13 protein-coding genes are annotated in these 14,105 nt (G+C 71.2%); 4 read left to right on the forward strand and 9 right to left on the reverse strand.

Annotated features, from left to right (window positions below):
- Nucleotides 1-28: 28 nt before the first annotated feature.
- The 7 genes from F4558_RS17485 to F4558_RS17515 all read right to left on the reverse strand — a co-directional run bounded on the left by F4558_RS17485 (nt 29) and on the right by F4558_RS17515 (nt 7,543).
- A complete protein-coding gene (locus tag F4558_RS17485; RefSeq protein ID WP_053652793.1) occupies nt 29-721 on the reverse strand; it encodes an L-ribulose-5-phosphate 4-epimerase in 693 nt (230 codons plus the stop codon).
- A complete protein-coding gene (gene araB, locus F4558_RS17490; RefSeq protein ID WP_167945182.1) occupies nt 718-2,424 on the reverse strand; it encodes a ribulokinase in 1,707 nt (568 codons plus the stop codon). The genes F4558_RS17485 and araB overlap by 4 nt, the downstream gene beginning before the upstream one ends.
- Nucleotides 2,425-3,035: 611 nt before the next feature.
- Nucleotides 3,036-3,824 (reverse strand): ABC transporter permease, encoded by a 789-nt coding sequence (locus F4558_RS17495; RefSeq protein ID WP_053652795.1) that lies wholly within the window; start codon nt 3,822-3,824, stop codon nt 3,036-3,038.
- A complete protein-coding gene (locus F4558_RS17500; protein WP_167945192.1) occupies nt 3,821-4,777 on the reverse strand; it encodes an ATP-binding cassette domain-containing protein in 957 nt (318 codons plus the stop codon). The genes F4558_RS17495 and F4558_RS17500 overlap by 4 nt, the downstream gene beginning before the upstream one ends.
- A gap of 34 nt (nt 4,778-4,811) precedes the next feature.
- Entirely contained in the window at nt 4,812-5,654 is an 843-nt protein-coding gene (locus tag F4558_RS17505; protein ID WP_167945193.1) for a DUF4097 family beta strand repeat-containing protein, read from the reverse strand.
- Between the two features lie 75 nt (nt 5,655-5,729).
- Nucleotides 5,730-6,263, reverse strand: a complete 534-nt coding sequence (locus tag F4558_RS17510) for an AKAP7-like phosphoesterase domain-containing protein (protein WP_053652798.1) — start codon at nt 6,261-6,263, stop codon at nt 5,730-5,732.
- Between the two features lie 62 nt (nt 6,264-6,325).
- Nucleotides 6,326-7,543 carry an FUSC family protein gene (locus tag F4558_RS17515; RefSeq protein WP_167945194.1) on the reverse strand — a complete coding sequence of 406 codons (1,218 nt, stop codon included), beginning with the start codon at nt 7,541-7,543 and terminating at the stop codon, nt 6,326-6,328.
- A 230-nt stretch (nt 7,544-7,773) separates the two neighbouring features.
- Here F4558_RS17515 and F4558_RS17520 point away from each other — a divergent pair, with 230 nt between their 5' ends.
- Nucleotides 7,774-9,966 (forward strand): hypothetical protein, encoded by a 2,193-nt coding sequence (locus F4558_RS17520; protein ID WP_231639911.1) that lies wholly within the window; start codon nt 7,774-7,776, stop codon nt 9,964-9,966.
- A 3-nt stretch (nt 9,967-9,969) separates the two neighbouring features.
- Here the strand turns inward: F4558_RS17520 and F4558_RS17525 are convergent, their stop codons facing one another.
- Nucleotides 9,970-10,719: an SDR family oxidoreductase gene (locus tag F4558_RS17525; RefSeq protein ID WP_053652801.1), complete on the reverse strand. Its 750-nt coding sequence runs from the start codon at nt 10,717-10,719 to the stop codon at nt 9,970-9,972.
- Nucleotides 10,720-10,956: 237 nt separating this feature from the next.
- Between F4558_RS17525 and F4558_RS17530 the strand changes: the two genes are divergently transcribed.
- Nucleotides 10,957-11,607, forward strand: a complete 651-nt coding sequence (locus tag F4558_RS17530; protein ID WP_231639912.1) for a class I SAM-dependent methyltransferase — start codon at nt 10,957-10,959, stop codon at nt 11,605-11,607.
- Here the strand turns inward: F4558_RS17530 and F4558_RS17535 are convergent.
- Complete coding sequence (locus F4558_RS17535) at nt 11,557-12,129, reverse strand: P-loop NTPase family protein (protein ID WP_053652802.1); 573 nt, start codon at nt 12,127-12,129, stop codon at nt 11,557-11,559. The two genes, F4558_RS17530 and F4558_RS17535, sit on opposite strands and share 51 nt — an antisense overlap.
- A gap of 207 nt (nt 12,130-12,336) precedes the next feature.
- Between F4558_RS17535 and F4558_RS17540 the strand changes: the two genes are divergently transcribed.
- Nucleotides 12,337-13,476, forward strand: coding sequence for an RNA ligase RtcB family protein (locus F4558_RS17540; protein WP_053652803.1), 1,140 nt, complete (start codon nt 12,337-12,339; stop codon nt 13,474-13,476).
- Entirely contained in the window at nt 13,473-14,078 is a 606-nt protein-coding gene (prfH, locus tag F4558_RS17545; protein WP_053652804.1) for a peptide chain release factor H, read from the forward strand. The genes F4558_RS17540 and prfH overlap by 4 nt, the downstream gene beginning before the upstream one ends.
- The last annotated feature ends 27 nt before the right edge of the window (nt 14,079-14,105 follow it).

A 14,105-nucleotide genomic window follows, 5' to 3' on the forward strand; every position in this document is an offset into this window, starting at 1 on the left:
ACCTGCGACCCTGATCCACGCTGGACGGTCAGGAACTCGCCGGTGCGACTGGTTGTTGACCGTAGACGTTCTGGTAGCGGTGATACAGGGCATCGATGTCTGCCTGTGCCATCGGCACCGGCTGACCGAGCGCCCGGGCCAGGTGGGCGGTGCGGGCGACGTCCTCACACATCACCGCGGCCTTGACCGCCGCGCGGGCGTCACGGCCGATGGTGAACACGCCGTGGTTACGCATCAACACCGCAGGTGAGCGGTGCCCGGCGAGCGTGGCGACGATGCCCTTGCCGATGTCGTCGCCGCCGATCAACGCGAACGGGCCGATCGGGATCTCGCCGCCGAACTCGTCGGCCTGCGCGGTGAGGTGGCAGGGAATGGACTCACCGCGGGCCGCCCAGGCGGTCGCGTACGAGCTGTGGGTGTGCACGACCCCGCCCACCTCGGGCATGGCCCGGTAGACGTAGGCGTGGGCGGCGGTGTCGCTGGACGGGGCGAGGTCGCCCTCGACGAGAACGCCGTCGAGGTCACAGACCACAATGGTGTCGGCCGTGAGGTCGTCGTAGCTCACACCGCTCGGCTTGATCACCATGAGGTCGCTGCCCGGTACGCGGGCCGAGACGTTGCCGGCCGTCCAGGCCACCAGCTGGTAGCGGGTCAGCTCGGAGTGCAGACGGGCGACCGTCTCACGCAGCTCGCGGATCTGTCGGGTCACCTCGATGGTCATGCGACGACCTCCAACGGGGTCTCGTGAGCGGTCACGGGGGCGCTGTCGGCCGGCGCCTCGGCGGTCCCCACCGCCGCGTTGCGGATCGCCCGCAGGCGGAGCATGACGTCGTTGCCGCCCCGGCCGAAGTGGTCGTGCAAGGCCCGGTACTCCGCGTAGAGGGCGTCGTAGGCGCGGGCCCGGTCGGGGTCCGGCCGGTAGACGGCCTCGTGCACCTTCCCCATGGCCTGCGACGCCTCGTGCACCGACGGGTACGCGCCGGCGGCGACGGCAGCGTGGATCGCCGATCCGAGCGCCGGACCCTGCGCGGAGGCGATGATGTTCAGCGGCCGTCGGGTCACGTCGGCGTAGATCTGCATCAGCAGCTCGTTGGAGGTGAGGCCACCGGCGATCACCAGGTCGTCGACAGGCACGCCGGCCTCGACGAACGCCTCGATGATCATGCGGGTGCCGTAGGCGGTGGATTCCAGCAGCGCCCGGTAGATGTCCTGCGGCCGGGTGGCCAGGGTCATCCCGACGATCATCCCGCTCAGGTCGTGGTTGACAAGCAGCGAGCGGTTGCCGTTCCACCAGTCCAGCGCGACAAGGCCGTGCGCGCCGACCGGTTGGCTGGCGGCCAGTGCGGTGAGGTGCTCGTGCGAGGCGGCCCCGGCCGGGGTGGCGTGCTCGACGAACCAGCCGAAGATGTCGCCGACACCGCTCTGCCCGGCCTCGTAGCCCCATGCGCCGGGGCTGATGCCGCCGTCGACCACCCCGCACATGCCGGCCACCTCGGCGGGTTGCCGACCGTTGACCACGTGGCAGGTGGAGGTGCCCATGATGGCGACGAGCCGACCGGGCTCCACGGCCTGCGCCGAGGCCGCTGTGACGTGCGCGTCGACGTTGCCGACGGCCACCGCGATCCCCTCCGGCAGCCCGGTCCACGCCGCAGCGGTGGCGGTGAGCGTGCCGGCCTTGGCACCCAGCGGCAGCAGCGGACCGTCCAGCTTGGTTACGAAGTCGCCGAAGCCGGGGTTGAGCGCGGTCAGGAAGCCCTCGGACGGGTACTGGCCGTCCTGGAGGATCCCCTTGTAGCCGGCAGTGCAGACATTGCGGGTCTCGGCGCCGCAGAGCTGCCAGACGATCCAGTCGGCCGCCTCGATGAAGCGCTCGGCCCGGTGGTAGACCTCGGGGTCCTCCTCCAGGATCTGCAGGCCCTTGGCGAACTGCCACTCGGCGGAGATCTTGCCGCCGTACCGGCCGATCCACGGCTCGGCCCGCTCGTGGGCCAACGCGTTGATCCGGTCGGCGTGCGGCTGCGCGGCGTGGTGCTTCCACAGCTTGACCCACGCGTGCGGCCGGTCGCGCAGATCGGGGTCCTCGCAGAGCGGGGTGCCATCGGCGAACGTCGGCAGCACCGTGCAGGCGGTGAAGTCGATGCCGATGCCGATCACGGCGGCCGGGTCGATCCCCGCTGCGGACACCGCTGCCGGAACGGCGTGACGCAGCACGTCGCGGTAGTCCTGCGGGTTCTGCAGAGCCCAGTCCGGGGGCAGCGACCGGCCGTTGGGAAGCGCCGCGCTGATCACCCCGTCGCCGTACTCGTGCACCGCGGTCCCGACCTCGGCACCATCACCGACCCGGACCACGAGTGCCCGCCCGGAGAGGGTGCCGTAGTCGACACCGACGACGTAGCTTTCGGCAGCTCCGTCCACACGGTTCATGTTCACCTCCGCCGTTAACGGGGATAGTGTTAACGCTCACATCCAGGCTCGTCAAGACATCTACCCGCAACAGCTCCGTAACGGAACGCGGAGGCCCATCCGGGCACACAGGCAGCCATCAGACCGGGGCAAAGCGCGGAAGTCCGGCATTCTGGGGACATGCTGGCGGGTCGGCGGCCCCGTAGGGGCTGCCTCGACGACGGCACCCTCCCCGACGGTCAGGGACGAGTCGCCCGCCGTCGACCACGATCGCGAGGCGGACATCCGAACAGGAGCGACTGCCGCCAGCGCCAGTGTCAGCGATAACATCATCGGGCTTCGCGGTCCTGTGGTCGGATCTCTGTATCGACCGACGGGTCAGCACAGTGCCCAGGATCAAGCGCTCCGGCGACCAGCGGCGACCCCGGCCAGCCGACCCGGCGGCGCATTGTTATCGATAACATTTGATGTTTGGTCGAGCGTGCTCCGGGGCCGACGCGAACCACGTCCGCGCCGACAGCCGACAGCCCGGCCCATCGGGGCCGGGCTGTCGGGCAATCGTGCGGGCCACCCCCGTTCGCGCCTCGCCTCGGCCGGGACTGCGCCGCGAGTCACGACGGGTGCGTGTCGGGTCAGGCGCTCGGGTCGCGGTTGTACAACGCCCTGGCCCAGAAGAAGCAGACCACGCTGATGGCCGCGCACCACGCGACCGCCTCGATCGCGTTACTGCCGATACCGGTACCGAAGAACAAGCCGCGCAGGGTCTCCATGACCGGTGTGAAGGGCTGGTGGTCGGCGAACCACCGCACCGGGGTCGGCATCGAGTCGGTGGGGACGAACCCGCTGCCGAGGAAGGGCAGCAGCACCAGCGGCATGGGCAGATTGCTTGCCGTCTCGACGCTCTTGGTGACCAGGCCGAGCGCGACCGACAACCAGGTCACCGCGAAAGTGATCATGGCGAGGACGCCGATCACGGCGATCCACTCGATCGCCGTGGAGTTGGGCCGGAACCCGACGAGCAGCGCCACCCCGGTGACCGCCGCGAGGCTGAGCAACGCCTGGATGAGGCTGCCGAGCACGTGGGCGGTGAGCACCGACGGCCGGAAGATCGCCATCGTACGGAAACGGGCGATGATGCCTTCGGTCATGTCCATAGCGACCGAGATGGCGGTGCCCTGCGCCGCGCTCGCCACAGTGATGAGCAGGATGCCCGGGGTGACGTAGTTGGCGTAATCGGCGCGGTCACCGGTGGGCCCGAGGCCGGCGCCCAGGGTGCCGCCGAAGACGTACACGAAGAGCAGCAGCAGGATGACCGGGATGCCGACGAGCATGAGTGTCAGCGACGGGTAGCGCCGCATGTGGAGCAGGTTGCGCCGCAACATCGTGCCCGAATCGCGGGCGGCGAGGGTGAGGGTGCTCATCGCACCAGGGCCCCTTCCTTGTCGGTCTGGCCGGTGAGGGTGAGGAAGACGTCGTCGAGGTCGGGGGTGTGCACGGCGAGGCCGGCCACGGTTATCGACGCGCTGTCGAGCTGGTCGAGCACTGAGCGCAACGATCCGACGCCGCCGTCGCTCGGGACCTGGAGGGTGAGCGCCGCGTCGTCCCGGGTCGCACCGGCGAACGTACGGGCCGCCGCGTCGAGCCCGTCCTGGTCGGCGAACCGCAACACGACGTGCCCACCGGGGATGAGCCGCTTGAGCGCGTGCGGGGTGCCCTCGGCGATCAGGCGGCCGTGGTCGAGGAACGCGACGCGGTCGGCGAGGTGGTCGGCCTCCTCCAGATACTGCGTGGTGAGCAGGATGGTGACCCCACCGGCGGAGAGGTCGCGGATGATCTGCCACATGGCGCGGCGGCTACGCGGGTCGAGGCCCGTCGTGGGCTCGTCGAGGAAGATGACGCGGGGTTCGCCGACAAGTGTCATGGCGAGGTCGAGCCGCCGTCGCATGCCACCGGAGTACGTCGCCGCCGGCTTGTCCGCCGCCTCGACAAGATCGAACTGGTCGAGCAGATCGGCGGTACGCCGTCGACCTGCCGCCCGGCCCAGGTGACACAGGTCGGCCATGAGGCGAAGGTTCTCCCGCCCGGTGAGCAGGCTGTCGACGGCGGAGAACTGGCCCGTGACGCCGATCAGCGCGCGGACCGCGTACGGCTCCCGGGTCAGATCGTGGCCGGCGATGCTGGCCTGGCCGGAGTCGGCGGCGATGAGGGTGGACAGGATCTGCACGGTGGTGGTCTTGCCGGCACCGTTGGGACCGAGCAGCGCGAAGATCGTTCCCGCGCGGATCTCCAGGTCGATGCCGTCGAGGACCACCTTGTCGCCGTAGGACTTTCGCAGGCCGCTCGCGACGATCGCGGGCTGGGTTGGCAGGGTCATGGCTCCTCGATTCGTGTCCGGTGTCGCCCGGCGGTCAGGCACGGCGGATCATGATGTCGCCGTAGGAGGTGTTGGCCCGGATCTCGACGGTCTCGTCGGTCTCTGCCGGGCTGTCGGTCGTGGACAGGGCGTTGTGGACCCGGCCGTGGCGGGAACCGACGTCGAGCCACGCGGCGGTCCCGCGCCGGACGCCGACCTCGATGGCCCCGTACGAGGTCTGCAACTCCACCGACCCGCGGGCGACCTCGCCGAGTCGCACGTTGCCGTACGCGGTGCGTGCCGTCACGGAGGCCGCCGACTGGTCGATGGCGATGTCGCCGTGTGCGGTGTTGATCCGGATGTCTCCGCCGCCCCGGCCGATCCAGCAGTCGCCGGACGAGTTCTTGATCTCGGCGGTGCCGTCGACCTCGCCGAGGCGCACCTTGCCGGAGGACGCCTTCACCCGGGCGGGGCCGTCGACGCGTGTCACTGTGACCTCGCCGTGGTTGGTGTCGATGTCCAGCGGCCCGGTCTCGTCGAGTCGGATCGCGCCGCCGGTCTTGACGTGGCACTCGCCGAGCCGGCCCTCACCGCGGAACGCCGCCCACGACGCCTCGGCGTGCATCCGTGAGCCGGCCGGCACCTCGATGAGGACGTCGACCGAGGGCCCGGGGCCGGGGCCGTAGCGGCGCCAGCTCTTCGGCACCCGGATCGTCAGTCGGCCGGAGGCGTACTCGATCGTGGTTTGTTGGGCGGCGCTCACGTCGGCCTTGCTCGACGGGTCGCGGGGCCGCACCTCGACGACGGTGTCGGTGCGGTCGGACGCGGAGATCCACGCGTCGCCGACGGGCAGTTCGACATGCACGGAGATGGGCTCGGGTGTGTCGAAAACAGGCATGGTGGTCTCCCGGGAGGATGCCAGCGGGTGTCGCCGCTGGTGAGCGGGGTGGAAAGGAAAAGAGGGAGCGGGCGGTCAGCGCGCCCAGCCGGTGAAGTGCTGGCCGGCGCGGGGCTCCGGCCGGCGGGCGGGGCGACGGTCCGCGTCACCGGCCCCGACGGCAGCGGCGACAGCCCGCACCAGCCAGGCGTTCACCGACAGCCCGGCCCGGCCGGCGGCCTCCTCGACGCTTGCCTTCAGGTGGTCGGGAAGGCGCAGGTTGATCCTCGACGTGCCGCCGTCGTCGCCGTCCGGTGGCAGCACGGGCGCCGGCAGCGTCGCCGGCCCGGACTGCTCGGTCTGCTCGGCCGGCCCGCTGGTCGGCGGGTTGGCAGGTGTCACCACGAAGTCGGGGTCGCGCCCGCGTAGCCGGACGTGCACCGACCCCGGAGCGAGGTCGCGGGTGATCTCGTCGGCCGCGTCGGACAGCGCCTCCAGCAGCGTGAGGTGGGTCGCCGCCTCCAGTTGGGTGAAGAGCCGCTCGGCCAGCACCCGGCCGTCCGGGTCGACGCCCTCGGCGGCGACGGCGAACTCGTTACGCAGGTTCTCGACGTACGGCCTCAAATCCATGACGCCATGATGGCACCACTTTGGCTCAGCACGCAACACCTTAGGCTCAGAGTGATGCCATCTCACTCGCCCGCGTCGGCAGCGTCGTGCCGGACCAGCTCTCCGAAAGCACGCCTGACCAGCCGGTTCGCTGCCTCCTGGGTCAGCCCGGTCGCCACCAGCAGATCGCTGACAGTCGTCCGGACCTGAGCCACCACGACGGCACCGGAGAAGCCGACCCCCTCCCGATAGGCGTCACCGGCCCTGCACACCGCCTGCAACGCCCGCACCCGCGCCCGATCGGGTTCGTGACCGGCGGCGAACTGCTGCTTGAGCAGCCGGACCGCGTCGGCCAGCTCGGTGACCGCCTGCGGCATCGACGCCGGAACCGGCTCACCGTCCTCGATCAGACTCACCGCCCGGCGGATCAGCGTGCCGGTGTTGCGCATCGCCCGGTCGATCGGCTCCGCCGCCCGCGCGTACCGACCCACCGGCCCGCGCCGCTCGTGCCAGTGCACAGGCGACAGGGTGCTGGCCTCCCGAGCACCCTGGGTCGCCTCGACGAGCGCGCTCAACTCCCCCTTGTTCTGCCGCAACGCCGCCAGAGCGGTCCGGGCAGGGCCGGCGTCGCCGTCTGCCAACGCCGCTGCGGTGGCGTCGAGCTGCGTGCTGAGCAGGTCAAACGCCGGCCGGGCGGCCCGGTTGAGCACACGCAGCGGATTCAGGGGCAGCAGCACGGCGGTGACCAACAGCGCCACGCCACCTCCGATGAGCACGTCCACGAAGCGCGGGATCTCCAGGTCCCGCACGGAAGGGCTGAGGGTGGCGATGAGCACCGCCGTCGCGCCGGCCTGGAGCACCACGGCAGCACTGCCGACGAGGAACAGCGCGACGAGGACCGCCAGCACGACGATGAGCGCGAGTTGCCACACCCCGGTGCCCAACGCCGCCAGCAGCAGATCACCGACGAACACCCCAACGGACACCCCGATGATCAGCTCCACGGTACGGCGGAGGCGTTGGCCGACCGACGCAGCGAGGGTCGACACGGCGGAGATCGGCGCGAACACCGGCTGGGAGACGTGCAGGATGTCGTGCGCCACAAGCCAGGACAACGCGGCGGCCAGCCCGGCCTGCAGGGCCAGGCCACCGATGGCCCCCACCCGACGCAGACGGTCCCGCAGCGTCGCCACCGCACGCTCACGGAGCCGGGCGACCGTTGCCGCGAGGCCCGCCCACGCGGAATCATCGGTACGGGTCGGAGCTCCCCCGTCCGTTCCCGACCGACCGGCAGCCGCCATGGCGGCGGCTACCCGGGTCGGCCCGACTCATGCCCGCCGGGACGACGGCCGGTCGTCGCCGGGCCGACCGGACGTTCCGAACTCGCGCGGCAGGACGACACCGCACGAATGGCTCCGCCGAACCGGGGTAGACGCGGGTCCGCCACACCGGTGGCGGGGCGTCCCCGGCCCGGATAGTCGGCCGGGCTGCCGGAACGCCTCGGGGGGCGATGGCGGATGGATCAGCACTGTTGAACGGGCGCGACACCTCGTGCGACATCATCGAACTGCGGGTGCACGGAGTCTCCGGCGCCGGAGCCGACCAGATGCTGGGTCTACAGCAGTCGGCGCAGGTCGCCGGCGACCGCAGCGGGGGCTTTTTCCGGATACGCCCGTCCGGACCGGCGCCGGAGGGCGTACCGGGCGTGACGCTGGAGGCGTACCGCTGGGGTGACCTGCCCTCTGGGACCGTGGCCCGGACCCTCGGATTGGTGTTCCTGCTGCCGTTCATGCTGGCCAACGTGGCGATCTGGATGCGCCCCGCGAAGCCGGGCTCGGAGGCGGTGGTCAAATCCCTGTGCCGGGTGCTGGCACTGATGCTCACCGTGCTGTACGTGTTGGCCGTCGCGGGCGTCGCCCTGGACCTTGTCGCCTGGAAGTGCCTGACGTCATCCCGCTGCCTGGCCGGGCGAAGCTGGCTGTCCTGGCTGAGCGGGCAGCGGATCGGGGTGCGGCTGGCGGTGCTCGCGCTGGTCCCGGCCGCCGCGATCGCCCTGGTCTGGCGGCTCAGCAACCGACCCGGAAGATCGTTCGAGGCGTTCCGGGCACCCGACGAGGAGCTGGGCGGGCATCGGCTCAGCGCGGTCGGCAAGTGGGACGCCGAACCGCTTGTGGGGCGGCTCCGTTCCGTACACGTCGCTGCGGCGTTCGCGACGCTGAGCACCGTCCTGCTCGCCGCCCGCGCCACGAACAGTGCCTCAGCCGCCACGCTCACGCTGGCGGTCGCCACCGGCGTGGTCCTGACCGCCTGTGTGGGCCTGCTGTGCACCCCCGCGCTGATCGACAGGGCTCCGACAAACACCCGACTCGACACGATCACGCGCACGCTACGGACCATCGCCGTCATCCTTGCCGCCCTGGCGGTGATCCACGTGCTGACCAGCCCCGAGCCATGGCAGGAGGGGCGCACGCTGCCCGGCTACGAGGCGATCCTGGCGGGGCTGTGCATCGCCCAGACGACACTGCTGGCCGTGTTCGGCGGGGTCCTGCTCCGGCACCGGGACCGCCAGAGCGACGGCAGTCCGCTTTTCGGTCTGGGAGCGCTGGCCATCTCATCCATCTCCATCAGCATTGCGGTGGCGTACTCCTCGGAGCTTGTCTACCGGGTGGCGGACTTCCTGGACCGCAACCTGCCGACCGGGGAGGGCCTCGCTGCCGGCCCGCCCGGGGCGTACACCTGGGCGATCTTCGGGTTTTTCCGGACCGTGCTGGTCACGACGGTCGTCGCCGGTTTTGTCGTGGTGTTCTCCCGCCCTGGCCGGAACCGCGCCGCGGCGACGGTCGTCGCACGCGACTACCCAGATCGGCCGGCGGAGGCCCTGCCACGACTGCGGCAGGTCCGCGACGCGATAGCAAAGGCACTGTTCACCGAGAAACTGGTGCTGTTGGCAGTCGTCTTCGCCTGCCTCACCGGCGTCGGCATGGCCACCACCACCATCGGCCTGCTGGGGGTGTTTCCCAGCCACGTCGCCGAAAGGTACGTGGGAGTGCCCGCCGACGTGATCACCTTCGGCATCGCGCTCGGCAGTTGGAAGATCGCGGCGGTCATCCTCGCCCTGATCATCGGCGGAATCTTCGCGTACCGGACCGTCCCGTTCCGGCGGCACGTCGGTGTCATCTGGGACCTCGGCACCTTCTGGCCCCGGGCCGCCCACCCGTTCGCGCCACCCTGCTACGCCGAACGCGCCGTGCCGGAGCTGACCCGACGAATCATCTACCTGGTCGAACGCGGCGACACAGTGGTGCTCACCGGTCACAGCCACGGCTCGGTCCTGCTCGCCGCGACAGTGCTCCAACTGCCGCCACGGATCGGCGCCCGCGTCGCGCTGCTCACGCACGGGTCACCGCTGCGCCGGCTCTACGCGCGGCTCTTTCCCGCGTACATCGACGACGCGGTGCTGCGCGAGATCGGCGAGCGAATCGGCTGGCGATGGGTGAACCTGTGGCGCGACACCGACTCGATCGGCGGCCGGATCTTCCCCACCCACGGTCCGACCAGCGATCCGGCGTCCAGAGTGGATCGTCGTCAGCGGGACCCCATCGACGTGGTGACCCCGCCGGGTGACAGCGTGCCCCCGCCGATCCAGGGACACTGGCCGTGCGAATCCGACGAGACCTTCACCGACGCGGTACGGGAGTTGGCACGCCGCCTCGGCCCATCGTGACTGTCACGCCGCATTCCGGGCGCGCCAGGCGTCAAGGCGCGTGCCGGCGATGCGGGCGCCGTCGGCGGGAACGAGCGAGCGCTCGCCCAGCACGCTGCCGAAGTAGCGGGCGTCGGGGTCGGTCACGACCGAACGGGGGTCGCCCCGGCCAGCGAGCACGGACCGACCCAGCTCGTCGAGGCGGAACTGCTCCGGGCCGGCGATCTCGACGACGCCGTTCGTCGGCGCACCGACCGCGACCGCCGACACCCCGGCCGCGACATCGTCGGCCGCCATCGGCTGGATCAGCACCGGCGCCAGGCGTACGGAGTCGCCGTCCGTCGCGGCGTCGACGATGCCCTGGACGAACTCGAAGAACTGCGTGGCGTGCACCAGCGAGTACGGCAGCCCGGACGCGGCGACGAGCCGCTCCTGGGCGACCTTCGCCGCCATGTATCCGCTGTCCGGGAGCCGATCGCTGCCCACGATCGAGAGCGCCACGTAATGCCGCACTCCGGCATCCGTCGCGGCGGCGAGCAGGGTCCGGGTGGACGTCTCGAAGAACTCCAGCGCGGCCCCGCCGTCGAGCGACGGAGAGTTGGAGGTGTCGACCACCACGTCCGCACCGGCGAGCACGTCGGCCACTCCCTCGCCGGTAAGCGTGTTCACACCGGTCTTCGGTGACGCCGCCACCGCCTCGTGGCCCTGCTCAGCGAGGATCCCGACGAGCTTGGAGCCGATGAGGCCACTGCCACCGATGACGACGATCTTCATGATCGAACCACTCCCTGTCCCTCAGGCGTCGGATCGAGCCGCTGTACCGGAACGGCGCCCCAGTGGGCCGATTCCAGCCTACGGAGCTGCGCCTCACCGAGGCGCAGAGATCAGGCGTGATGATTGCCGTCGCCGAAGCGCCTGGCTGGCCTGCTGATGGCGGGTGCCCGCTAGCCTGCTGATGGCAGGCGCCGGCGACACGGGGGGGCCGGCACCCACACCCAGCGGGAGGTCGACGTGGCCGCAGTGTCCCACCCGGTGTTCGCCCGGGTCTACGAGCGGCTCAGTGTGGCGATGGACCGCGCCGGCCTCGACGAGTTCCGCCGGGACCTGGTCGCCGGCCTGTCCGGCCGGGTGATCGAAGTCGGTGCCGGCAACGGTCGGATGTTTCCCCACTACCCGCCGGGCGTCACCGAGGTCGTGGCGGTCGAGCCGGAGCCACGGCTGCGGGCCGCCGCCATCCGGGCCGCAACGACCGCGCCGGTCCCGGTCACCGTGGTCGACGGTCTGGCCGAGGCGTTGCCCGCCGGGGACGGCGAGTTCGACGCGGCAGTGGTCGCGTTGGTGCTGTGCAGCGTGACCGACCAGGCGGACGCGCTCGCCGAGATCCACCGCGTGCTGCGCCCCAGCGGCCAGTTGCGCTTCTTCGAGCATGTCGCAGTGGAGGAACCCGGACGCCTGCGCCGGATCCAACGGCTGTCCGACGCGACGCTCTGGCCGAAACTGTTCGGCGGCTGCCACACCGCCCGCGACACCACCGCCGCCATCGGCACCGCCGGGTTCGCCATCGGGGAGCTGCGCCGCTTCCGGTTCCCGGCCACGAGTTCCAGCCCGTCCTCACCCTGCGTTCTGGGCCGGGCGATCAGGCGGGAGCCCGGCCGCAGCTGAGGGCAGGCCGGCAAGCCAGGCGTCCAGGGCCGCCGGGCTCTGGAACATCAGCACCGGCGGTACGGCGGGATCGCTCTGCCAGGCGCGCATCCGCCGTCGCGCCCGGCCGAACGCGCCGACATGCCAGAGCAGGATCGAGTCCCGGGACAACACGCTGCCCAGCGACTCGCGGTTGCCGTTGCAGATCACCTCGCCCGTCACGAGCCGGCGCATTGTCCGACGCAGCAGCCGCCAGAACGACAGCCACCGCGGATAGTCCAGGCCCACCACCAGGTCGGCGCGCGCAAGGGGTACGTCCCGCCACCCGTGGTACGCACCGTCGAGGATCCACGTGTCCCGGCGGCAGATGGCCTCGATCCGGCTGCGCTGCTGCTCGACGGGCACCTCGACCCAGCCCGGCAACCACAACTGGTCGTCCACCGGATACCACGGCAACCCGAGGCGCCCGGCCAACTGTTGCGCCAGCGTGGTCTTGCCGGCGCCGTACACCCCGTAGACCAGGATGCGCCGTGGTGCGCTCATCGCGGAAGCGTACGCGCGAAAGTCGGTTGCCGCCGAGGACGAGTTCGGCCAGAGTGCTCCCCATGACGTACTGACGGGCGCCACCTCGCCGCACCGGGCCGCATGAGGCCGACAGGTGCCGTATCACCGTCCGTCCCTTGCGTTCTCAGCGAGAAGTGAGCGTCGTTGTCTGAGCACAACTCCCCTGGGGAGTCTCTGTCCGCGTCCATGCCGGCCACCGTCACCGTGTTCGCCTCTCCCGCGAGTTGGATCGAGTCCGACGCGCTGGAGCAGTGCCGACAGGTGGCCGCCCTCGACGGAATGATCCACGTTGCCGGCATGCCGGACCTGCACCCGGGCAAGGGTGCCCCGATCGGCGCTGCCATGGCGTCGAGCGTGCTGTACCCGCACCTGGTGGGATCCGACATCGGCTGCGGCATCGCCGTGTTCCCCTTCCGGCTCAAGCGCGTCGTACCGGAGCGGCTGGCGGCTCGGTTCCCCGACCTCGACCGCCCGCTCGACCCGGAGCAGGACGCCGACGACAGGGCCTGGGATGTCCTGCGGGGTGCGATACCCGCAGGTCACCTGGACGGGCTCGCTACGGTCGGGCGCGGCAACCACTTCGTCGAGCTGGCCCGCGTCGACACCGTCGCGCACCCCGGGCACGCGAGCCGCCTCGGGCTCGACGCCGGTGACCTCGTACTCATCGTGCACAGTGGCTCGCGCGGCCTTGGTGAGCGGATCCTGCGGGCGCACACGAGCGTTCACGGCGCCGGCCCCGCGCCGGACCCGGACGTCTACCTGGCCGCTCACGACGACGCCGTGCGGTGGGGTTCACTCAACCGGCGGCTGCTTGCCGCCCGGGTCGCGCACGCTCTGGGTGCCGAACCGACCGAGCCGATCGTCGACCAGTGCCACAACCTGGTCGAGGTCCGCGACGGCGTCTACCTGCACCGCAAGGGTGCGGCGCCCGGTGACGGCCGCGACGTGCTCATCGCCGGTACGCGGGGCACGGCGTCCTACCTCGTGGCCGCGCACGCCGGCCCCGATGCCAACCACTCGGTGGCGCACGGCGCGGGCCGCAAGATGTCCCGCGCCGACGCCCTGCGCCGCGGTCGGGCCAAGCACACTGTCGAGGAGTTGCGTCGCACGCCGGTGGGGTCGCTTGTGGTGTGCGGCGACCGCCAGTTGCTCTTCGAGGAGGCTCCCACCGCGTACAAGAGGATCGAGCAGGTGATCGGTGACCTGGTCGAGCACCGGCTTGCCACACCTGTGGCCACAACGACTCCGGTGATCACCTACAAGACTCCGGCAGCGGGGGCCACGCCACGACCGGACCGCCAGCGCCGCGGGCGGAGCCGATCATGAGTACGCGGCTGCTGCTGTCCAGCGGGCACGGCCCGCAGGAGTGCGCCTGGGCGCTGGCCCGGTTGCTGCGCCGGCTGGAGGGCGAAGCCGCCCGGCGTGGCCTGACGGTCCGTCGCGTCGAGGTGGTGCCGGGCAACCAGTCCGGCACCTACCGGTCGGCGTTGATCCAGATATCAGGTGCCGACGCCGAGGCGTTCGCCGCCTCCTGGACGGGCACGCTGTGCTGGCAGGGGCCAAGCCCCTACCGTCCCGGCCACGGCCGGAAGAACTGGTATGTCACAGCGCAACCGCCGCCGGGCGACGCCGGGACGACGACGTTCACGGAGGCGGACGTCGACGTCGTGGCGTGCCGCACCGGCGGCCCCGGCGGTCAGCACCGGAACAAGGCAAGCACCGCGGTACGGGCTACCCACCGCCCGTCGGGGCTCGTCGTGGTGGTGGACAGGGAACGGCAGTTCAGCCTCAACCGCGCCATCGCCCTGCGCCTGCTACGGGAGCGCATGAAGGCCGGAGACGAGGCGGCCCGGCGCGCGGTGACCACCGCCCGGTGGCGCATCCACGACTACCTGGTCCGGGGCGACCCCGTCCGCACCGAACGATGAGCGATGGTCCGTTCCCCGGCGTCGATG

The organism is Micromonospora profundi, assembly GCF_011927785.1.
Lineage (GTDB): Bacteria > Actinomycetota > Actinomycetes > Mycobacteriales > Micromonosporaceae > Micromonospora > Micromonospora profundi.